A 22,221-nucleotide genomic window follows, 5' to 3' on the forward strand; every position below is an offset into this window, starting at 1 on the left:
AACTAAAGCGGCAGCATTCCGTCTGAGCTTCAATACTCTCATTGCCAACGAACATACCATCTATATCATGTGAAAATTGCCCCGAAATGTAGATAGTACCGTTGACGCTGTATCCTTGGGTAATGCCGTGATAGGTCGTGATTGTAGGTTTTAACATTAGTCATTTTTTTCTCTCCTTTATTTCAAAGTAAGGTAAGTATAAAATGGATAAAAAGAAAAAAATAGTACGCACTTTTTAGATAGATACTACCAGAAAGGATAGTGTTAATATGAGTATGGCTGATTTTAAAGAAAAGGGTAATATCCAAGAGACACCTTTCGGATATACCTTGTCAGTTTTTGGAGGTAAATGGAAAATGCTAATTCTGTATCTCCTTTCGGAGAATCAACCCGTTCGCTTTAATGAGATGAAAAGAAGATTAGGAACGATCACCTATAAAACATTGAGTTCACAACTTAAAGATTTGGAAGCAGATGGGATGGTTAGACGAAAAGAATATCCTCAAATACCTCCTAAAGTGGAATACAGCCTTACAAATAAAGGAGAAACCTATTACCTGTTTTAGAACAGTTATGTGAATGGGGAGAAAAAAACCGTAATAATTAACTTCTTTTGTATAGATAATGAGAACCCATTTGGAAACAGAGTGAGATTAATTCAGTATTTTATATTAGAGAACAGAAAACAGTTACCTAATTGGTAACTGTTTTCTGTTCTAATAGTCGTGCCAGTAATCCTGTAGTAAAAAGTAAAGAAGTTTCTACTTATGTTACAACAGGGCAGAATCCCTATAATAAATGAGTTAGCGTCAGGAAAATTCGGATTTCAACGTAAGTAGATTCCAAGGACGCTACCCCCGTTTTTAACTACATTAAGGAAGCTTTAATGGTCTTAAAGAATCAGTCGAGGCCATCTACTTCGAATTAAAATGGCCAAATCTTAGTACAACAATAAAATACCTTACATATAAGGTGTTATAAGCTGGTTTCCTCATTAAGAAGCCTCTTCTGGTTGTGCGATTTCAAATTCACCTTCTGCATACTCTTGCTCCGCATAATGGCTTCCCCATTGACACAGCTCCTGCAAGATAGGTTTAAGAGATTCTCCAAGTTCAGTGGATGAATATTCAACCTTCGGTGGTACTTGATTATACATCTTTCTGCTCACAAGTCCACTGTCTTCAAGCTCTCTAAGTGTTTGAATCAGCATTTTCTGAGTTATATTTGGGACAATGCGCTTTAATTCACTCGTTCTCTTTGGTCCATTCATTAAAAAGTATAATACAAGACCTTTCCATTTTCCGCCAATAACTTCCTTTGTCACTTCAAACCCACAGCTAAATTTTTTCATGTCTAAAGCTCCCCATTCCACATTTATTACTTTTTAGTTACTATATCACAAAAAAGTGGGTACTTCCGTTAATGTGCTTACTGAAGGATACTATATCTTGTAAGTTGTTCTTCAAGTAATTAAAGATATTAGATATAAAAAAAAATTAATTAGGATACTATATCTTGTAAGTTGTTCTTCAAGTACTTGGGGAATGGTGTAACGGAATCGCCGCAAAATATAAAATTTATAGGAGGAGTCAATATGACCAATCAACAAGTTCAACTCAATATTCGTTTTAAGGCTAAACCAGGGAAGAAAGAAGAATTCCGCAAGGAGCTATATTCCCTTATTGAGGAGATGTCATCAGAGAAGGCATTCATTAGCGCCATTGTATCGGACGATCTGGATCAGCCGGATGACTTGATTATTTATGAAACATGGCAAGGCACGAGAGATAGCTGGCTTGCGGAAGAATTTATTAAACCATACCGCAAGGATTACGAAGTAAGACTGGATGATTTAATTGTGGAAAGAAGCGTTAGCTGGTTGCAACCCAACCGTGAATGGGGAAGTCATATAACGAATGCATATTAATTTTTATAAATGAGAAATAGCATCTACAGCTGTACAAATGGGCGAAGTCACAATAGCTGTCTTCGACGATACATGTGGCAACCTTATTCAGATAATGCAGGAGTAAACTTTATTTATGGTAGAAAAAGTTATGCAATAAAGTGTTTTTATAAACAATTTAACAACAACTTTATGTTGAGACCTACTAGAAGGAGGAAAGCATCATGGCATTTTTCGAAACAAGTGACGGCGTCAAATTGTATTATCAGCAAAAAGGAGAAGGACAACCGATTGTGCTCGTCCATGGCTGGTCATCGGATCATACAGCATTCGATCAACCATTTGAAGAATTGAGCAAAAAGTTCAATGTAGTGTCTTTTGATTTGAGAGGACATGGCGCTTCTGATCGCCCGGAGCATGGTTTGACATTGAAGAGATTCGCTTCCGATTTGGAAGAACTAATGGAGCATCTTAACTTGATGAATGTCACATTAGTTGGACACTCGATGGGGGTTTCTACGACATTCGAGTATGTAAAAAACTTCGGTGTATCCAGATTGAAGGCCGTATCGTTGTTCGACATGACACCAAAATTAGTCAATGAAGAGGATTGGAATTTAGGTCTTTATCACGGTAAATATACGCGGGAAGACTCATTGAATGATTTGACAGTGATCAATGATAGCTTGATGGAATTCGCAAAGCCTTTCTTTAAAGTGATCGTCCCATACTTGACTGGTGAAATGATGGAAGAGCAGCTCAATTTAGTAGTCAACGGCAATACCCCTCATGTATTAGCGGCAATGTGGCATGCGATGGCAGTTGGCGATTATCGTGACGTGTTACCACAAATCACTGTACCAACACAAATTGTGTATGGAGAAAAGAGTACACTTTACTCAAAAGAAACAGCGGAATACATGAAGGAACAGATTCCGAATTCTGAAGTGATTCCGTTTGAAAACTGCACGCACTTATTAGTTGCGGAAGATGTAGTAAAAACAGCAAAAGTAATTGAAGAACTTGCAAGTTCTATGGTGAATTCATAAATAATGAAGGGGCTGTCTAAAAAGTCCCTAAAATGAAGAAGGTGGAGAAAAATAAATCGTTTTTCTCCACCTTCTTTTTTGATTTTTCGTTTTATAAGGTGGTTTCTGCACAATAGGCCCACCACTTTCAGCAAGTTATGGGCCATTGCCAGTATGCCAAATTCCGTTTGGACCTTTTCAAGTCCCCGAAGCAGGAATTGACGGAACGCCAAATTGCCCTTGAGAATTCCAAAAACTGTCTCCACTTCAATCTTTCTGCGGGAATAGACATGTTTAAGGGTTTCATCTTCAAGGGCTTTCTTTGCCGTCTCTTTTAATTCTTCATAAACTGGGTTCCAGTGAACCTGCCGGTTCCCCTTCGCCTTTGTGCACAAGGCCTTCAGTGGACAATCACTACAGTCTTCACATTCAGATTTTGAAGTCCTGTACAAAGCCGGAGGCATTCTTTTTCTTCATGTACTTCTTGAAGGGAACACGGCGGCCGTTCGGACAAATGAACAAGTCGTCCTCTTCTACATAATCCCAATTCTTTGCATTGTATGGATTGTGCCGATAGCCCTTTGTTTTTTCCTTCAAATATGTATTGTACGGAATGAGGAATTCGGCAATCGGTTCTGTCTCGCTGTCCCCAATCAAGTAGCGATAGTTTTCTTCGCTGCCGTAACCTGCATCGGCAACCACTCTCTTTGGCATAGGAAGGTTTGTTTGCCGGTAGGCTTCAAGATGCGGAATCAGGCAACGTGTATCAGTCGGACGTTGATGGACCGAATAGAACAGGATGAATTGATTTTCAGTGGCCATCTGAACATTATAACCGGGCTTGAGCTGACCATTCTTCATATGGTCATCCTTCATCCGCATGAAAGTTGCATCGGGATTGGTTTTGGAATAACTGTTACGGTCGCCGAGTAGTTCTTTTTGGTGTTGGTATTTCAGATAGCGGGGGATGAAGTTCTTCCGGACAAGTTTCAATGACTTTTTCAATCCTCCAAGTACACGCCGCTTTTCCTTCCTGACTTCCTTTTCGGTCTCCGTTTCCCAATCTACCTTTTTCCGTTCGACTTCCTCCTCCAGGACGGATTCGATCATTTGAAGCTTTTGCTCAACCGTTAATTCTTTCTTAGACTCCTCCGCGTGGAGGTCTTCATTCTCCTGATTCGCAACGGACTGGATCTGTTGGTACATTTCCTCGATTTTCGCCAAAAGCTTCGTTTCATTTTTATTGATAGCTTTTTTCCAAACATACGTAAGTTTATTGGCATTGGCCTCAATTTTCGTACCGTCGAGGAAGTAGTTTTCCAGGGTGATGAACTTTTCCTCCATCAGTTTGAGAATCATCTCCTCAAAAAGGGAAGGCAAAAGTTCCGCCATCTGGTGGGTTCGAAAACGATTGATTGTCCGGTAGTCGGGTTTTTGCATCGCCGCGAGCCACATGGCGGGAATGTTCTCCTCCAGCAGCTTCGCAATCTCCCGGCAGGAATAGACCTTCTGGGAATAGGCATACAAAAGCACCTTCACCATCATTTTCGGATGATAGGAGCTTCGTCCACCGCCTTTATAGTGTTGGTAGAAAATATTATCCTCAATGGACTCGACCATGCGGTCGATGACACGGGCAACATGATGTTCAGGGATCAATCCCTGAAGGTCGAAGATAGCCATGCCTTGTTGGTTGTTGTAAGGGATAAACACTGGTTCGAAGTGGTTGCGGTCTGTATTTGAGGAATCCACATCCGTCTTAGGTTGGAATGGTTTTTCCTCAATTGATAATGGAAGAGAAGTCTGTTCGATGGTATAATTTTGGGTAGTGATCATTTGATTACTCATAGAAAATCGTCCTCCTATTAAAGTGTTGTGTGGTAACTTCATTTTATAATAGAGGACGATTTTTTTGTATTTATAGAAAAAAGGCTGCCACCAAAGTCATTTTTTAATGACTTTTGGGACAGCCCCATCCATTTTTAAGGTTAAAATTTATGACAATGTGAATAATGTCACTTAAACTAACGGGTGCTTATCTTCAATAAGAAATTTAAAACAAGGACCTCAGAATGGGTCCTTGTTTTATGTTCATTTATCGCCAATTTTTATTTATCAAAATAAAGAAGTGTATGCATGTAACTACAAATTCACATTTGTATATAGAGGTGATGAGTGGAATAGGCAGTCAATACTGCTTAAAGAAAATGCTTTTCTGGTCAGGCTGTGTTTGTAAAAATGGCAACAAATATACTACATATGTGTGCTTCCCCCTCAATGTCAATTAGGTTGACAATTAGGGGGCTTTTCTTTACATTTAAATAGTCAACCTTGTTGACGAAATACCCATTTTTTTTTTACAAAGTCGGAATAGTGAAGGGGAATAAGTTGAATGGCAGGAGTTCAAGAGCAGGCATATGATGCCAGTCAGATTCAGGTATTACCGCTACAGAAACCATTCGTAAATTTCTTTGCGATCAATTTAAGGGGGAATGTATATTGAAATCATACAGCATATTGTCACTCGTATTTATTATAGTAGGATTACTCTCCTCTATATTAAACTGGCTTATAGAGGGTTATTCTGAACCCATTGTATTAATAGGAGTTATTTTAATATTTTTGGGAGCTGTATTTGGTTTTATTGCTATCTTTAAAAAGGAAAAAGGATATACAAAATTTATTTCAATTGTTTCCTTCTTTATTATTTTATTTTTAATAACGTGGTTTGAGCCACTTCAAGTTCTCCGTATATTAACTTGGCTAAAAAATATTGTTTAACTATTGGGGCGTTGATCCAAGAAGGATTGATCGCCTTTTTTGTTGAATTCTTTATTAAACAAATGGAGCAGGATTGTTTAAGAAACAATATTCAATGGAGGGGAAAACCTATGTTAGCAAACCAACATTTATCTACGGAAACAATAGCTAAAGTTTTACAAGAACATTATGGATTTTCGATTAAAAACATAGCGTTACTGCCAATAGGACATGATCCAAATGCAAGTGTCTACCAGGTGACTGATATAGAAAATAAAAAATATTTTCTTAAACTTAATAAAGGGGGAATTTGGGAAGTTGGTGTTAAAGTTCCTTATTATCTTCATTCTTATGGGATTGAAGGGGTTATATCTCCAATGAACAGTAAAACCCGTCAACTTTGGATAAAAGAGGAAGAATATACATGGACCATTTATCCTTTTATAGAGAGTCAAAATGGATACGAAACGGTAATATCTGAATCCCAATGGGTTTGTTTTGGGCAAACATTAAAGGAAATCCATTCATTAGAATTACCTGACGAACTTACTCAGCTTCTTCCCAATGAGGACTTTTCATCTAAGTGGTGCGGTACCGTGAGAAAATTTGACCAACTAATAAATACAAATAATTTCGATGACCCTATATCAGCTAGCCTGGCGGAATTTTGGAAGAAAAATCGCCTGGAGATAATAGGATTGGTAGAGAACACGGAACGGATTAGTGAACAATTAAAACAACATAAATTCAATTATGTGCTTTGTCATGCAGATTTACATCCAGGGAACATTGTGATAGATAAAAATAAAAAAATGTTAATTGTTGACTGGGATAGTCCTATATTAGCTCCAAAGGAAAGGGATTTGATGTTTATCGGTGGGGGGCATCGTTTTAAAAATGAAAATATAGACGCCTTTTATAAAGGGTACGGTGCAACCCAGATTGATCAATTAGTTCTAACATATTATCGAAATGAACGTATAGTGGCAGATATCGCCGCCGATTCCACGGAGATTTTAGAAGAAAAGGGGAGTCAAGAAGATCGTGAAGTAAGGCTATATTTACTTTCGAGGCAATTTGAACCCAACCGAGAAGTGTCGGTAGCTCTAAATGATTTTAGAAAAACCAATCAATAAATCAAAAAGATGAAGCCTGAATAGTATGTAATCGTATTCAACATACGGGTGCTCATGTTAAAGAAAATAATGCGAAATAAAATGGTTGGAGCAATCCAACCATTCTTCTATTCGATAATACTTACCGAATTGCCTGCTAATTCTAGCGCTGATTACTATTTGAATAGTACTGTTAATTTGATTTTTGCACCTCAAAACCGAATCCGTTAGAATATTTTTTTAAAAAATTATATAAAAAATTCTACATACTGATTTTTTACAGAAAAAAATATATAATTAAATGGACATTAAAAAATGAGGTAGGTAGACATGGAAGATAGTAAGAAGGTCTTAGAGAATTTTATTCCAATAGCAAAAGCTACTGCAAAAATGTTTGGGCCGAACTGCGAGGTCGTTATACATGATTTGGCCAACCCTCGAAGCTCGGTCATGTTTACAGTCAATAACCATGTTACAGGAAGGGAAATCGGTCAATCGTTCGATCACCTCGTGACGACTGTATTGCGGTCAGAAGATTTTAAGGAAGATTATCTAGCAGGCTATACATTTGTAACAGAAGACAGGCGGACAATCCGTTCTTCGACTTCATTAATACGTGATTCCAGGCAAAATGTGATTGGCGCTTTCTGCATAAATTTCGATGTTGGAGCAATGAATCAAATGCAGCAATTTATAAGTACCTTCCTTCCGATAAAACCTGAAGAGCCTGTAACAAAATCAGATGATGAGATTGAAAATGTTGAAGGAATCGTGGACCAATTGATTCAGCAAATTATTGAGAACAGTGTGCATCCAGGCATGAAACGCCAAGATAAAATTGAATTAATCAAATTTATGGACGAGAAAGGCATTTTTTTAATGAAAGGATCTGTTGACAAGGTCGCATCTTTATTAGGTATTTCCAAAGTAACCGTTTACAGTTATTTGGATGAAATCAAGAATAAATCAAGGTAGGGAGAAGCCAAATGAAAAGCATATTTGAAGTCGGAAATTTAAAATCAAATGGACACTATGCACTGGCAACTGTTCATCAGAACACTGTCTATGTATCTGGACAATTTTCCATTAATCCAGAGACCCGTGAAAAGAAATTTGGCACCATCGAAGAAGAAACTTTGCAAGCACTTAAAAATGTCGAAATGATTGTAGAAAATGCTGGAAGCAGAAAAGAGCAGATTTTGCGAATGACATTATATATTCCAGATGTGAAGTTATGGGATAAAGTAGATGCTGTTTACAAGGAATTTTTCGGGGAACATAAACCAGCTCGTACGGTTGTGCCAACGAATGAATTGCATTTTGGATTCAAAATTGAAATTGAAGCCATCGCGTTTATTTAGTTATATTTTTTTGCTCGCTTTATATAAAAAAGTCTATTTTTTATAAAAAAGTATCTGAAGGGGTTGGCAAAGGATGGAACAATTTATTTGTAACAGCTGTGGCAATAAGTATGATAGTACACCAACGTTATGGAAATGCGAATGTGGCGGAGTATTAAACATCGTAAAAGATACCCCGAAAATTGATGTGGCTGCTTGGGATAAGTATCCAAACTCATTATGGCGTTATGTTGAAACCATGCCATTTGCAAAGAATTCAAAGATATGGGAATCCGTGACAATGGGTGAAGGCCAATCCCCTTTAATCGTTCTAGACCCTCTGGAGCCAAATACGTATGTAAAAGTTGACTATATGATGCCCACATTATCCTTTAAAGACCGAGGCGCCGCTGTTTTAATGACGAAGGCGAAAGAAATGGGCGTTTCAAAAGTGATCGCTGATAGCAGCGGTAATGCAGGAACCGCGATTGCGGCATATGCGGCACGTTGCAATATTGCCTGTGATATTTATTTAAGTGATGAAACGTCACCGAAAAAGATTGCTCAAGTAAAGGCACATGGAGCCACGATAAAGGCAATTCATGGTACACGCGAGGACGTTGCGGCCGCGGCACAAAAAGCAGTAGACGAAGAAAAGGTTTTTTACGCAAGCCATGTGTATAATCCTTATTTTTATGAAGGAACCAAAACGTACGCTTATGAAATTTACGAGCAGTTAAAAGAAGTGCCTGATGCATTAATCATCCCGGTCGGCAACGGTACACTTGTACTTGGCGCGTACTACGGGTTTAAAGAGTTAGTTGAAAACAAATTAATCGAAAAAATGCCGAAGATCATTGCAATCCAGGCAGCAAACTGCGCGCCTCTTGTACGTGCTTTTGAATACGGGCTCGAACAAGCAGAACCTGTAACGAATAAAGGGACTTTAGCAGAAGGGATTGCCATTGCAGCACCGGCACGCTCCAGTCAAATCTTGGAGGCTGTCCGTGAAACAAATGGTTCATTTATCGGCATCGAAGAGGATGAAATTGAGAGGGCTCGGAAAATGCTTGCTGACAAAGGATTCTATGTGGAAATCACAACAGCAGCGAACTATGCAGGATATTTAAAATATAAAAAGGCAGCGGATGAAAAATTTATCATTCCTCTTTGTGGTGCGGGAATTAAGTCAAATTAAAAAAGGAGACGAGCAGATGAACTATTTCGAGCTAGATACACCTGCGCTATTAATTGATAAAGAAATTATGATGGATAATCTTCACTCAATGCAAAACTATGCCAATCAATATAACGTACAATTACGCCCGCATACAAAAACTCATAAGATGCCCAAGCTTGCTAGATTGCAAGAGGAGTTAGGTTCTGCTGGAATCACCGTAGCAAAAGTGGGCGAAGCCGAGGTCATGGCTAATAACGGTTTGAAAAACATTTTTATCGCCAACGAGATTGTTGGAAAATCAAAAGTTGAGCGGATTCGAAAATTAGCCGAGACGATTGATATCTCGTTTGGTATCGATAATACGTATCAAGTCAATCAAATCGAAGAGGTTTTTGAAGGGGCGGAAAAAAGAGCCCAGGTTCTTGTAGAAATTGAAGTAGGCGAACAGCGCTCTGGGATTATTGAAGAAAATGATTTCCGGACATTATTGGAGGCTGTTAAGGCCTGTAAAAATGTGGAGTTCATAGGGGTCTTTTCTCACGATGGGCATTCTTATAAAGCGCAAAACATAGATGAATGCAAAGAGCTTTATCTTGAAAGTGTAAACCGAACGTTGCACTTTGCAAAACTAGCGGAAGAAATGGGGCTAAAGCCAAAGGTCGTTAGCATCGGTTCCACTCCTCCTTTCATGCTAAATTTCGAGATTCCAAACGGGGTTACAGAAATCAGGCCGGGTACGTATATTTTTATGGATTCCTCGCAGGCAAACGTAATCGGCACATATGACCGCTGTGCGGCAACCGTTCTTACGACAATTATCAGCAAACCCACTAAAGAACGGGTGATTACGGATGTAGGGGCAAAAGGAATTACAGCCCAAACGCGAAGTATAGGACATACAGCAACAAAAGGCCTCGGCCGCATAAAGGAATTTGACGATGTCCATATTCACGGAGTTTTCGACGAACACGCCATCATTTACAATGAAAGCTTTTCCAATCAAGTGACTATAGGAGATAAAGTGCGGATTATACCAAACCATATTTGTCCGGTTTGTAATTTATATGAAAAAGCCTATTTAATCTCGGAAGGAGAAGTTGTTGAAGAAATCGCTGTCGACTGTCGGGCAAAACTGCAGTGAATGGTTATTTTGGCACACTTTTTAGGTGGAGTTTCAGTCTAGTAAACTGGGACTCTTTTTCTTTTCAGGAACATTCTTTTTACTATGAACCAAATGACTGATTTGGGAAATTACCCATTATTCGATCATATAAAAACGTTAAAGGGGAAAAGTAGGTTATTTAAACAGGGTACAGCTAAAAGGAATAAAGATTAGAATCTATAATATTCTATAAGAAATATTTGAATACATCTCTGTTGCAACTATGCAAATGTTATAAATAAATGGACTAAATGGAAGATAACAGAAGGAAGAGCCATTCCTAAAAAGGAAACTTGGCCCTTTCCTTTATATTTATAATCTTGTGTTCATGTTCCTCCGATTATATGCAGCTTTCCAAAATCCCTTCACATATTGTACTCAAACCTATGAAAAATATAGATAAACGATTTCAACAAGCACTACTTATTCCGTTTATTTAGGCTCAATATTTCAGAAGATTTACTATAGTACACTCGACCACCACGTCAAAGTCCTTTTCCGTATCGTAATCAACTGTAAACAGTTATATAAATTAGCAGGAGCTAAAAAATATTTTTAAATAGGCTATTATGATTGGTATGTTCAATTATTTCAATAGGTTATAATGGTGTAAAAATGTGTTGAATTTTGTAAATAATGTTTTGAGGGGGTAGTAGAATGAGTAAAGAATCTAGTATTAGAGAAATTTATATGGGACAACTAGATGCAAAAGATGAGATTAGTTATGGAACGGAAGAAACTTTTTTACAATGTTTTGTTGCTCCACCTAATTATGACATTAATGATCTAATAAGTGGTCCCAAATTTCTTATTAACGGGTTTAAGGGAGTAGGAAAAACGGCCTTATTATATTATATTGAATCAATTTGTCTAAAAGAAGATCCTCTAACGTGTACCTCTTTTATTCTATTTAAGTCAGATTTTAAAGATTTAGAAAAAGTTAAAATAGATTCTGCTGCAAAAAGACTCATTCAATCTATTAATTTTGAACAAGGAATTATGCAAAATGTGAATGATTTTCACGATTTATGGAAAATAATTATCTTTCAAAGAATTGTTGATGATAATGAAGAAAATAGTTGTAATTTATTCATTAATGACGAAAATTGGGCAGATTTCTCCAAAATAGTAAAATCAATTAAAATACTTAACTATAAACAAAGACAAATAAGTGTTCCAAATAAGATTAAATTAATTGCAGGGGTTACAAAGGATGGTAACATTACATCCGGGGCAGAAATAGACTTTGAAAAAGATATAAGTGTAAAAGATCTTACCTTGTTTGATGAAAGAGTTAAAGAATGTACAAGATTATTTGTGAAATTAAAACGAACTGATATTCCATATTATATGTTTATTGACGAACTAGAGGCTTTTTATGCAGATGAGAATACATTTAAAAGAGATTTAATAATGCTAAGAGACTTAATCTTAGCTATAAAGGAAATAAACTTTTTAATTGCTTCTTCGGAAATGGGGAAAACAAAATTAATATGTTCAATTAGAACTGAAATAGTTAATAGTATTTATAGATACATACCAACAAAAGAACTGAATAAAATAATTAGTGGGTTTGAATGCAAGCTTAATTGGAATTATACCAACACAAATGCAATCGAACATCCATTATTTAAAATTTTGTTAAAAAGATTAGAACTTACAGATGCATCAAAAAGAATTAGATATAACAATCTTGAAGAAATTTATAATGCATGGTTTCAACAAAATGATAATTCAGAAAAAGTTGTTAACTATATTTTAAATAGCCTGTGGAATAAACCTAGAGATGTCATTAGACTAATAAGTGCTTTTAAAAACAGTACTGTTTCAAATAGAAAATTTATTGATCAAGAAGTTATGAATCATAGTATCAAAGAGTATTCAAATAAAAGTTTAGAGGAAATTTGCGGGGAACTCAATGCTATATATAAGCCAGATGAGATGGAAGAAATGTTATCTTGGATTAGAGGTTTTAAATCACCGTTTTCTTTATTAGAATTCAAAAAAAGGATTGAAAACTTTTCTGTAGATAATGAAAAGGTAAAAAGATTAAATACCCTACTTGAAGATATATATAGAGTGGGGATAATCGGAAACTATAATCCGTATTTAAAGTCACATCGCTGGCAACATAAAAGTGATGAAAGAGTCATAATTGACGAAGGATGGCTTTTTGTTATACATAACGGTCTAAATACGGCCCTCTCTGTAACAAAAGCTAAAAAAGAAAAAAATCAAACAGATCTATATAATTATGATTCCACAGCGTTAAAACCCAACGAAATATATGATGCTGTTGTTACACGTATTTATCCTAACCGGGTAATTGTGGATATTCACGATAACGGAATGAAATATAAAGGGAGTATTCATATTTCTAAGGTTACCAATAGATTTGTTAGAGATATTAATGAATATTTTAATATTGGGAAACAAGTTACTGTAAAGGTTTTAAATTATGATTCTCTTCACAGAAGTTGGGTTTTAGAAAACCAAACTCTAATAACGAACTAAAGAAAAGGAAAGCTATTAATAGACCATTTCTAAGAAAATAATTAGGGAGGTGGGTAAAAATCCCAACTCCCTAAGTTTTCTAAATGTAAAAAAATAAGAGAAATGTATGAAATATAATGAATTTCATTTGCCTACACTCTTTCGAAAATACATCAATAATCCTCTATTATACCTGCATGAAACTCATTTATGGGTTTTCAAACATACTAAATTTACACCTCGATTATTTAGGTCAGCGTGCCTCCTCCAAGAAAGAATCCCTATGTTGAAACAATTAACTATTTCACCACTTTGGTAAACTCCGCTTCATTCACCAGAACGGCAAAGCTTAAGAATCCCTAATCTAAATCAGTAAAACATATATTTCTAAATTCAATATCAACAACATCTGAAAGGTAATATTAAATGGTGATTTTTCCTATCCACCAGTCTCTAGCACAAAACGAAAGAAGATAAAGTGAAACTACCCATATCATTTAAAGAAGCGAGGGTAAACATTGATTCATAATTTGCCAGATAGGAAGCATGAATCGGAAGGAAGAATATCATTCCCTCCTTGTTAGTAAGTTTACACCTAAGTGTAGGTGGAAAAGTCCAATGTAAGAAGGAAACCTAATTGTATATTCTTTCGCTTGGAAGTTTTTCGGCGGTGGTGTTTTAGTGTTTGGAAAACGGAGGGTGGTGCAGAATCAACCCAGCATAAACCCAATTAACCCCGGAGGAGGAATAGGATGCGAGTTCTCGTGATTGGAACGGAAGATTTGGCGGGGGAGCACGTGGTTAAGCTGCTTGCCGAGAAGCAGCATGAGGCGGTTGCTTTGGCAAGTTCGGAAAACCAAGAGGAAGGCTTAAAGAAACTTGGCGCGAGCGATGTTTTAAGGACGGATAGGAATGATTTTTCCAGCGCTTTCACAGGCTGTGACGCGGTGATTTACTTAGGCGGTGCGAGTCCAAGGACGGGCGAGAGCAAGCCAATCCTTATCGACCACGAGCTCGTTCTTGATTCCATCAAGTCAGCCAAAGAATACGGGGTCAGGCTCTTTGTCCTGCTAAGTGCCTTGAGGGATGATGAAACGGATACGAGTGGGTCTGGAACAACGGGTGCGAAACAAATGCCTGAAGAGCTTTTAAGGAAGGAAGGCATCGCCTATACGATCATCAGGCCGAGCGCCCCTGTGGACAAGCCTGGAAAGGGGAGAGTCGAAGTTGCCAAAACCCTTGCTTTTGAAAAAGGCGAGATTCCGAAAGAAGATCTCGCCTCTGTGTTAGTCGAGGCACTTGAAGCGGACTCCGTTATTAACAAAACCATCACAGTAACGTCAGGGGAGACGCCGATCCGCCAGGCATTGACCGAATTATAGTGCCGAATGAAAAAACTTTCGAACGAAGGGTGATACGATGTCGGAGATGAAAAAGATTCTTCCCGCGATTTTGAAAGGAACCGCCTTGCTTGGAGCCGCCGCGACAGCCGCATACGTGTATCGGAAGGACGATACGCAGAAGCAGCACTCCATCCTGAGGAATTTCCCGTTGGTAGGCCGAATCAGGTACATGGCCGAGCACATCGGTCCCGAACTCAGGCAATATTTGTTCCAGAGCAATCTTGAGGGTACTCCATTCCCGAGGAAGGAATTCGAGGATGTCGTAAAGGCGGGCAAATACAAGGAGCGGCTGATCGGGTTCGGGTCGGAACGCGATTTTTCAAAAAGCGGCTATTATATAAGAAACAGCATGTTCCCGAAGCAGCGCGAGGAGCTGCGGATCGACAACAGCCAGAAAATCAATACGATGGTCTATAAAGTCGATGAGGATGGCCTTATCACAAGGAGGGAACATCGGGAGGAAAAGCAGGTGGATCCGTTTTACCTGCATGATGAAGATGCTGTGATCATCGGCGCCAATACATGCAGGAAACCGTTCAAGGTAAAAGGGCTTGTCGGGCAATCCGCGATGAGTTACGGCGCGCTCGGCAAACACGCGATCACCGCGCTTTCGAAAGGGCTCGCGATTGCTGGCGGGACATGGATGAATACGGGGGAAGGCGGGCTTTCCGAATACCATCTTGCCGGGAACCCCGATATTATCATGCAGATTGGCCCCGGCCTGTTTGGCGTCCGGACGCCGGGAGGGGAGTTTTCCTGGGAAGAATTCAAGCGGAAAAGTGAGATCGAACAGGTTAAGGCGTTCGAGCTGAAGCTTGCCCAGGGCGCGAAGATCCGCGGCGGCCACCTCGAAGGCGCGAAGGTGACGGAAGAAATCGCGCGCATCCGCCTTGTCGAGCCAGGCAAAACGATTAACAGCCCGAACCGGTTTTATGAATTCAGCGATTATCATGAGATGTTTGATTTTATCGAGCGGATGAGGGATGTCGGCGGAAAGCCGGTCGGAATAAAAATTGTTGTCGGGGACCTTGATTCGTTGGAAGAGATGGCTTCGATCATGAAGGATACCGGAATGGGCCCTGATTTTATCACCGTCGACGGCGGGGAAGGCGGAACCGGCGCCACCTACCAGGAGCTCGCAGATGCCGTCGGGCTGCCGATCCAATCGGCGCTGCCGGTTGTCGATGAAATGCTGAAGAAATATAATGTGCGGGATCGGGTGAAACTCATTGCATCCGGGAAGCTCATTACGCCCGATAAAATTGCAATCTCACTCGCGATGGGCGCGGACCTTGTCAACATCGCGCGCGGCTTTATGATCAGCATCGGCTGCATTATGGCCGGTAAGTGCCACACGAACGCCTGCCCGGCGGGGGTTGCAACGACCGATCCAAAGCTCCAGGACGGCCTGGTCATAGAAGAAAAAATGTACCGTGTCGCCAACTATGTCATTTCGCTGCGCGAAGGGCTGTTCAACCTCGCGGCGGCAGCGGGCATCGATACACCGGTGAAATTCGAGCGAAAACACATCGTTTATAAGGATGAGTGGGGAAGGGTATCATCCGTCGGCGACATCATTCTTACCCCCGACAAAGTCGAGGAAATCAGGGACAAAGAAAGAGCAGCTAAATGAAGCAATAAAGCAGGGGACGCGTTGTGACGTCCCCTGCTTCATTATTTCTGCCGCTTCTGGCCGTGCACGTGCGACCCCAGGTCATCGAGCGCATCGGCCCATCCATCGTAAACGTACTGATCGCCTGGGTGGCCGGCGAATCCGCGCAGGTGGAAGGTCATTTCGGTGCGGTCGCCTTGTTCCGTGAGGGTCAGTGTCACGACAGGCGAGCCCTCAATTGGAGAATCGGGGTAACCCCAGGTGAAGACGAGTCGTTCGAAAGGTACGACATCGAGGAACACTCCTCCGGTGTGAAACTTCTCGCCTGTTTCATGGTTGACCATCGTGTAACGGTAGCGCCCGCCTTTTCGGAAGTCGAAAGAGATGGACTCCAAGGGTGTTGAAGGCAGCCATTCGGCAAGCTCCTTGTGTTCTGTCCAGGCGCGCCACACGAGCTCGCGGCGGGCATCCAGGGTGCGGGTGATTGTGAACTCAGGTGCGGATGTAGGCATGTTCATTCATTTTTCCTCCTTTTTGGCCATGGTTTTGAGGTGTTCTTCCAGTGCGTCGAAACGCTGGTTCCACTCGCGGCGGTGCTTCTCGACCCAGGCCGATGCCTCATCGAGAGGCTCGGTGCGAAGCGTCAAGGTCCGCCACTGGGCGTTTTTTGTACGTTCGATCAGCCCGGCTCGCTCAAGCACTTTGAGGTGCTGGGAAATCGCTGGTGCGCTTATCTCGAAGAGCTCGGCGACCTCCCCAACTGTCGCGGGCCTCTGTGACAGCCTGGTCAGGATGTTCCGGCGAGTAGGTTCGGCAAGCGCAGCGAAAATGAGGCTAAGTGTATCCTTTGCTGACAATTTAAAAGACTCCTTAATTAAGTATTTTATTAAATATAAACCACACTTCTTATCCATGTCAAATTGCTGGGAAGGCATTGGCATAAAAACCAATGCCCATTTCAATAATAATTATTCAAAAATAGTTAATAAGTAGGATTTAATTTCTCAATATAAGTCTTTAGGTGGGGAGTTAAACAAAAAGAGGCCGCGAATAGCAAAGTCATAAATGGGCAAAATAGGGTAACAATACATAAAAACGAAGATTATTTTTTCTTTTGTTCATAATTTTTTAATTATTATTTACAAAATTTCAACTTTAAAGCCAAATTAATATATTTTCCAGAACTGGAATGAGAAAACAACACTTAACTATATATAGAGTGTATTTATGTTCAAAATAAGGCTAGCAAATGTGCGAATCCGTGCTATAATTATTTCGAAATAACAATGAAAATGAAAGCGTTAACCCCATAGCGACTGATTTAAAAAGGTTAGCTGCTCTTTCATAGATGGGAGTTGAGTTGGTAAAATGTCTATCGTAATTGGAATTATCGGGATTATCGCCCTCATAGCCTTGGCCTGGCTTATGTCTAACGACAAGAAAAACATTAATTTTCGCGCAGTCGGAATCATGCTCGCGGTTCAGCTGGTTATAGCTTGGTTCATGCTCAATACGTCAATCGGCCAAAAAGTGCTGCATGGCATCGTTAATGTGTTTAATAAGGTTCTTTCTTTTGGGAACGAAGGGATCGCGTTCGTATTCGGCGATCTGGCAGGTAAAAACTATTTCTTCGTTAACGTTTTAATGATGATTGTGTTCGTATCGGCATTGCTTTCCATTTTGACGTATTTAAGGATTCTCCCGCTCGCCATTAAATACATCGGCGGTGCCGTTGCCAAAGTAACTGGCCTTCCGAAAATTGAATCCTTTGTAGCTGTAAACTCAATGGTTTTCGGTGATACAACTGCAATCCTGTCTGTAAAATCGCAGCTTCACAAGCTTACTCCAAACCGTCTCTTTATCGTTGTCACATCATCTTTGGTTGCTGTATCATGTTCAATCCTAGGTGCTTATATGCAAATGATTCCCGCGGAGTTTGTTTTGGTAGCGTTACCGATTAACATTTTCTCCGGTTTGATTCTTTCTTCAATGGTTAGCCCAGTGTCGAAAGAAGAAGACGACGACATTGATATTAAAGAAATGATTCCTGAGAAATCACTATTCGAAGCAATCGGAAACGGCGCATTGATCGGTGGAAAAACCGCTTTGATCGTTGGCGCAATGCTCATCACGTATATCGGCTTGCTGGCGATGATCAACTTTGTTCTAGAGAACTTAGTGGGTATGACGTTCCAGGAAATAGTAGGGTATGTCTTTGCCCCAGTCGCTTACATGATGGGGATTCCAGCATCTGAGATCGTCAGGTCCGGGTCCGTCATGGGAACAAAGGTAGCTGCCAATGAATTCGTGGCAATGCTTGATTTCATGAAAATCATCCCTGAAATGAGCCCGAAAACTGTCGGGATCGTCTCAGCATTCCTTGTATCTTTCGCCAACTTCTCTTCCATCGGAATTGTCCTCGGAACTGTACAAGCCATCAATGGCGAACAGGCAAGCCGCTTGGCCAAGGTTGGTTTAAAGGTATTGTTCGTCGCAACAATGGGCTCAGTCCTAACAGGTACAATTGTAGGATTGTTCCTCTAATAGTCAAGAAGCCCAACCCTCTTCGGCAACTTATGCTGAAGGGGGTTTTTTTATTATAAAAGCCAGTCTGCCAAACTAAAAAGAAGGAGGCCGCTCCAAAAAAATCGCCTTTTAGGGGATCTTTTGAGCCAGCCTCCTTAAGAATAATGTTATTTTAATCCAAAAACAACTTTTTGCGATGTTCCGTCATCAAGTGTAATTGTAAGCTGGTAAGTTCCCTTAGTTAAACCTTTTGTACTTAGGATAAGCGTTTCCTCCAATAATGTGTCATTGCTTTTATTGTCAGGGAGGTGGTAGCAAAACTACAAATTATCCTTTAATGAGTTTCCAATATATAGTACATTTAATTATATATTGTCCGGGTTGAGAGGAACAGCCAGATGGTATAGGAGTTAGAACAAATACTTCCCCGAATAAGGTGTTCAAATGAAGATTATTACTAGAGACCAACTTGAACAGTTATTCCAAATCTTCCAGCCTAAGCTGGATTTAACAAATATAATAACAATCGTTGATGAAGACTTGGAGAAGGTACTTCATTATTTTCTGATCTTAAAGGAATTCGGCCAGGAAATAACAGCCGGTTCTCCTTTTACCACCGAACAAATCCTTTATAGCCAGTATTATTGGTATGTCTATTTTAAAAATCAATACTTCTCCAAGTATGGATACGATGCCGGAATGGACCAGCAGGCATTCAAGCTAATTGAACACATTGCATACGAACTTAATGACGAAGTTAATTGGGACTTCCTTGAGCAAATCACCAATGATTTGGAGACGGGTCATGAATGTTGAAAATGTACCTGAAGTAAGAAAACCAAAGGTATAAAGGGGGGATATTATGGAGCTAGAGGGATACGTTTCATTATGGGTAGGGGAGTTTAGATCTTCGGAAGATTTCAGGGAATATCTCTTCATCGAATATGACGAAGATGGAGATGCCATTCCTTCCAATTTTGAAAAGGATTTTTCCATTGAGGATTATGACCCGGATTTCCGGGAGGCTGTATTCTATCAACAACCACTTTCAACTCTAAACGAACTATTGGGAGGGGCATCTTATGATGAGGCCATCATACCAAAATTCCATGAGATGTTTTCAAAAAATGCGCCTAAAAATGTAAACGCCGTTCTATTATTATATAATTTTCATTACAGTCCAGGAGTAGAAGTGGCCAAGAGTGGTTTGAACACGCTGCATTATATAGGGGCCGTGCAATATAGATAGTGCCAATCCAATGTGATTGGCGCTATCTTTTTTATCAACATTGATTCGCTGAACTCATAAGTATTGAAAAGTACCGGCTCTCGATTTGCTTTCCTGCACTTTACTATCCAATATGATGTTCTGTTGGTCCTCGGTTCCCGATGCTGGTTCTAGGCTTACCAGTTATGGATTTAAAATAATGTTGCATTGTTTTAAAAAAATGGAACTATTTATAATGTTAAAGAACAGCAAGGTTAAAGGCCATTTAATCGATAACAGGAGAAATTAGATTCATGCAAGAGGGAGAGGAGAACTAAAAAATGAAACGTTGCCTCTTTTTATCCATTTTACTTTTTTTGTCAGCTTGCTCTGGTAAAGAAGTATCCTTGCCTGTGAATCAAAACGAGAATGAGGCTACAGAGATAATTGAGGAAGGTGACGAACCCTCATCTGAAAGTGAACTAGAAAACTATAATGAAAGTAAAGAGGATAATGAAGAAAATGTTCTAGAAGAGGCCAAGGAAAAGGAAGGTAAGGAGGAAAAAGTGACCCTTGTTCCTTATGAGGGGGGAGTCGAACACATCTTTTTCCATCCTCTCATGGCGTACCCGGAACTGTCTTTTTCAGGTCCACAAGCTCAAGGGTACAATGATTGGTTCGTCACCGTCGACGAGTTTAATAGAACTTTGGAAGAATTGTATAAACATGATTTCATCCTAGTTCACTTGGAAGATGTCTATGAAAAGGTAGATGGAAAGATCAAGGAAAAAACGCTTGAACTTCCTGAAGGGAAGAAACCATTGGTCATTTCCATTGATGATGTGAACTACTACAAATACATGAGAGAACAAGGAAACGTTCATCAACTAATTTTGGATAATGACGGTCGTGTAGCCACCTATTCGATTAATCCGAAAGGGGAAGAAGTGATTTCTTACGAAAATGAAATCATTCCGATCCTGGATACTTTTGTCGACGAAAATCCTGATTTTTCATATGAAGGAGCAAAGGGAGTCATTGCTTTGACTGGATACGAAGGGGTTCTTGGGTATCGGACTGACAATCTTGATTCCCCTCATTATGAGAAAGAGAAGGAGAAAGCAATCGCTGTAGTAAAGCGCCTCAAAGAAACCGGCTGGACGTTCGGAAATCACTCTTACGCTCATATTGATATCGGGAAGGCGACATTAGAACGCGTGAAACGTGACACGAAACGCTGGAAAGAAGAAGTGGAAATTATAACTGGACCCACCCACTTGTACTTTTATCCTTTTGGTTCCCGTGTAAAACATGGAGGGGAAAAGTTTCAATATCTAGCCGAAGAAGGGTATGAGGTGATCGCTGCAGTTGGACCCACAACATTTACAGAAGTCATGGATAATGTATATACTCAAGATCGCCGTCGTATCGATGGTATGGCATTGATTGAGCAACCGCATCTATTAACGGATTTACTGGACGCTGATTATGTAGTAGATAGAGAGAGTCGACCTGAACGGTATTTTAAGGAAGAGAAATAAAATCCGGTATACTGTTATTCAGGATTGAGCGTCTATATTTGTAAGTATTTTTGTTCAGATACACATAATGCAGTGAATAAAAAAGAAGATGAACCCTGCATCCGTAGAGATTCATCTTCTTTTTCGTTTAAAAGAGCTTTTGCCAACAGCCCCTTGAGCCGTTCATTTATAACACCTTAAATCTTAATATCAACCTTCGCATTTTTCTTTAACGCTTCAACCTTCTGTCCGAGTTTTTCCTGCTGCTTTTGCTGTTTAAGAGATTGTTCGATTTGCGGCTTTAACTCTTCAAGCTTTGGAACTTCTTGTCCAGCTTTCTTTCCTTGTTCCGCATATTGATCATACATTTTTTGGATTTCTTCATCGGTTACATCGCCAGCCGGTACTTCTTTCTCAAAATACTGTTTAAGCTTAATATCATCAGCTATTTGAGTTTCAAGTGTTTTCATATCGATGCCGGATTTTTTCAGAGCGGCTTCGAATTCCTTTTCTGTTTTAAACTGTTTTTTTAGTTCGTCCAGTTGTTTTTTAACATCTGCATCGGAAACTTTATAACCTTTTTTATTTACGTCTTGAAGAAGAAGAGTTTGTCCAACTAAGCTGTCAATGGTTTGGGCTTTCACTTGCTCTTCAGCTTCTTTTGAAGTCGGATCTTGTCCCATTTGCTGCATTTGTCCTTGGATAGATGCTAAAACGTTATTATAGTCGCTTCCTAAAATCTCTTTATCATTCACGACCGCAACTGTCTTCTTTTCATCTAGTTGCTGAGCTTTTAACTTCTTTTGCATTTCTTCCATTTTCTTCTGCTGTTCTTTCTGATAATCGGTTTCCTCAGTTTTTGCTTTATCATCATTTTTTGCTTCTTTGCTTTCCTCATTACCTCCACATGCTGCTAAAACAACGGCCAGCAGACCGGTCATCAATATAAACATCATTTTTTTCATACTA

The 22,221-nt window shown here is 39.7% G+C and carries 20 protein-coding genes and 4 pseudogenes; 17 read left to right on the forward strand and 7 right to left on the reverse strand.

What is annotated here, in order from left to right; genetic code table 11:
• Positions 1 to 19: 19 nt before the first annotated feature.
• Positions 20 to 164: pseudogene (locus DRW41_RS23310) on the reverse strand (RidA family protein); the annotation flags it as partial.
• 105 nt (positions 165 to 269) lie between these two features.
• On the opposite strand from DRW41_RS23310, the pseudogene DRW41_RS00560 reads away from it, so the two are divergent.
• A pseudogene (locus tag DRW41_RS00560) lies at positions 270 to 607 on the forward strand (winged helix-turn-helix transcriptional regulator).
• Positions 608 to 994: 387 nt separating this feature from the next.
• Here DRW41_RS00560 and DRW41_RS00565 read toward each other — a convergent pair.
• Positions 995 to 1,351 (reverse strand): winged helix-turn-helix transcriptional regulator, encoded by a 357-nt coding sequence (locus DRW41_RS00565; protein ID WP_007085798.1) that lies wholly within the window; start codon positions 1,349 to 1,351, stop codon positions 995 to 997.
• A gap of 243 nt (positions 1,352 to 1,594) precedes the next feature.
• Here DRW41_RS00565 and DRW41_RS00570 point away from each other — a divergent pair, with 243 nt between their 5' ends.
• The 3 genes and pseudogenes from DRW41_RS00570 (at position 1,595) to DRW41_RS00580 (ending at position 2,955) form a co-directional block, all read left to right on the forward strand.
• Positions 1,595 to 1,927, forward strand: coding sequence for an antibiotic biosynthesis monooxygenase family protein (locus tag DRW41_RS00570; protein WP_115450014.1), 333 nt, complete (start codon positions 1,595 to 1,597; stop codon positions 1,925 to 1,927).
• A 34-nt stretch (positions 1,928 to 1,961) separates the two neighbouring features.
• A pseudogene (locus DRW41_RS00575) lies at positions 1,962 to 2,033 on the forward strand (VOC family protein); the annotation flags it as partial.
• Positions 2,034 to 2,130: 97 nt separating this feature from the next.
• The gene (locus DRW41_RS00580; RefSeq protein ID WP_115450015.1) at positions 2,131 to 2,955 is read left to right on the forward strand and encodes an alpha/beta fold hydrolase; all 825 of its coding nucleotides are present in this window, start codon (positions 2,131 to 2,133) and stop codon (positions 2,953 to 2,955) included.
• Between the two features lie 143 nt (positions 2,956 to 3,098).
• Here the strand turns inward: DRW41_RS00580 and DRW41_RS23730 are convergent.
• Positions 3,099 to 3,398, reverse strand: a pseudogene (locus tag DRW41_RS23730) (transposase); the annotation flags it as partial.
• Positions 3,364 to 4,782, reverse strand: coding sequence for an IS1182 family transposase (locus tag DRW41_RS00590; protein WP_181884355.1), 1,419 nt, complete (start codon positions 4,780 to 4,782; stop codon positions 3,364 to 3,366). The gene DRW41_RS00590 and the pseudogene DRW41_RS23730, both read right to left, overlap by 35 nt.
• Positions 4,783 to 5,433: 651 nt before the next feature.
• Here DRW41_RS00590 and DRW41_RS00595 point away from each other — a divergent pair.
• From DRW41_RS00595 to DRW41_RS00635, 9 genes are all read left to right on the forward strand, one after another.
• Positions 5,434 to 5,715, forward strand: coding sequence for a hypothetical protein (locus DRW41_RS00595; protein ID WP_115450018.1), 282 nt, complete (start codon positions 5,434 to 5,436; stop codon positions 5,713 to 5,715).
• Entirely contained in the window at positions 5,694 to 6,830 is a 1,137-nt protein-coding gene (locus DRW41_RS00600; RefSeq protein WP_142752162.1) for a phosphotransferase, read from the forward strand. Before DRW41_RS00595 ends, DRW41_RS00600 begins: the two co-directional genes overlap by 22 nt.
• A gap of 309 nt (positions 6,831 to 7,139) precedes the next feature.
• The gene (locus DRW41_RS00605) at positions 7,140 to 7,784 is read left to right on the forward strand and encodes a helix-turn-helix transcriptional regulator (RefSeq protein WP_115450021.1); all 645 of its coding nucleotides are present in this window, start codon (positions 7,140 to 7,142) and stop codon (positions 7,782 to 7,784) included.
• An 11-nt stretch (positions 7,785 to 7,795) separates the two neighbouring features.
• The gene (locus DRW41_RS00610; RefSeq protein ID WP_115450023.1) at positions 7,796 to 8,170 is read left to right on the forward strand and encodes a RidA family protein; all 375 of its coding nucleotides are present in this window, start codon (positions 7,796 to 7,798) and stop codon (positions 8,168 to 8,170) included.
• 73 nt (positions 8,171 to 8,243) lie between these two features.
• A complete protein-coding gene (locus DRW41_RS00615; RefSeq protein ID WP_115450024.1) occupies positions 8,244 to 9,347 on the forward strand; it encodes a threonine synthase in 1,104 nt (367 codons plus the stop codon).
• Positions 9,348 to 9,363: 16 nt separating this feature from the next.
• Positions 9,364 to 10,470 (forward strand): D-TA family PLP-dependent enzyme, encoded by a 1,107-nt coding sequence (locus DRW41_RS00620; protein WP_115450026.1) that lies wholly within the window; start codon positions 9,364 to 9,366, stop codon positions 10,468 to 10,470.
• 678 nt (positions 10,471 to 11,148) lie between these two features.
• Positions 11,149 to 13,005, forward strand: coding sequence for a P-loop ATPase, Sll1717 family (locus DRW41_RS22765; RefSeq protein ID WP_181884356.1), 1,857 nt, complete (start codon positions 11,149 to 11,151; stop codon positions 13,003 to 13,005).
• Between the two features lie 731 nt (positions 13,006 to 13,736).
• Positions 13,737 to 14,366 (forward strand): NAD(P)H-binding protein, encoded by a 630-nt coding sequence (locus tag DRW41_RS00630; RefSeq protein WP_115450027.1) that lies wholly within the window; start codon positions 13,737 to 13,739, stop codon positions 14,364 to 14,366.
• Positions 14,367 to 14,403: 37 nt separating this feature from the next.
• On the forward strand, positions 14,404 to 16,020 hold the full coding sequence (locus DRW41_RS00635; protein WP_115450028.1) for an FMN-binding glutamate synthase family protein: 1,617 nt from the start codon (positions 14,404 to 14,406) through the stop codon (positions 16,018 to 16,020).
• A gap of 41 nt (positions 16,021 to 16,061) precedes the next feature.
• Here DRW41_RS00635 and DRW41_RS00640 read toward each other — a convergent pair whose 3' ends face one another.
• Both DRW41_RS00640 and DRW41_RS00645 read right to left on the reverse strand, forming a co-directional pair.
• Complete coding sequence (locus DRW41_RS00640) at positions 16,062 to 16,517, reverse strand: SRPBCC family protein (protein ID WP_245959299.1); 456 nt, start codon at positions 16,515 to 16,517, stop codon at positions 16,062 to 16,064.
• Complete coding sequence (locus DRW41_RS00645; protein WP_181884357.1) at positions 16,518 to 16,913, reverse strand: ArsR/SmtB family transcription factor; 396 nt, start codon at positions 16,911 to 16,913, stop codon at positions 16,518 to 16,520.
• A gap of 454 nt (positions 16,914 to 17,367) precedes the next feature.
• Between DRW41_RS00645 and DRW41_RS00650 the strand changes: the two genes are divergently transcribed.
• The 4 genes from DRW41_RS00650 (at position 17,368) to DRW41_RS00665 (ending at position 21,273) form a co-directional block, all read left to right on the forward strand.
• Entirely contained in the window at positions 17,368 to 18,543 is a 1,176-nt protein-coding gene (locus DRW41_RS00650) for a NupC/NupG family nucleoside CNT transporter (RefSeq protein WP_115450031.1), read from the forward strand.
• Positions 18,544 to 18,969: 426 nt separating this feature from the next.
• Positions 18,970 to 19,341, forward strand: a complete 372-nt coding sequence (locus tag DRW41_RS00655) for a hypothetical protein (RefSeq protein ID WP_115450032.1) — start codon at positions 18,970 to 18,972, stop codon at positions 19,339 to 19,341.
• Between the two features lie 46 nt (positions 19,342 to 19,387).
• Positions 19,388 to 19,774 (forward strand): immunity 22 family protein, encoded by a 387-nt coding sequence (locus DRW41_RS00660; protein ID WP_115450033.1) that lies wholly within the window; start codon positions 19,388 to 19,390, stop codon positions 19,772 to 19,774.
• Positions 19,775 to 20,073: 299 nt separating this feature from the next.
• Positions 20,074 to 21,273, forward strand: a complete 1,200-nt coding sequence (locus tag DRW41_RS00665) for a polysaccharide deacetylase family protein (protein WP_115450035.1) — start codon at positions 20,074 to 20,076, stop codon at positions 21,271 to 21,273.
• Positions 21,274 to 21,449: 176 nt separating this feature from the next.
• Here the strand turns inward: DRW41_RS00665 and DRW41_RS00670 are convergent, their stop codons facing one another.
• Positions 21,450 to 22,217, reverse strand: coding sequence for a SurA N-terminal domain-containing protein (locus tag DRW41_RS00670; protein ID WP_115450036.1), 768 nt, complete (start codon positions 22,215 to 22,217; stop codon positions 21,450 to 21,452).
• Between the last annotated feature and the right edge of the window lie 4 nt (positions 22,218 to 22,221).

The organism is Neobacillus piezotolerans, from assembly GCF_003362805.1.
GTDB lineage: Bacteria > Bacillota > Bacilli > Bacillales > Cytobacillaceae > Bacillus_D > Bacillus_D piezotolerans.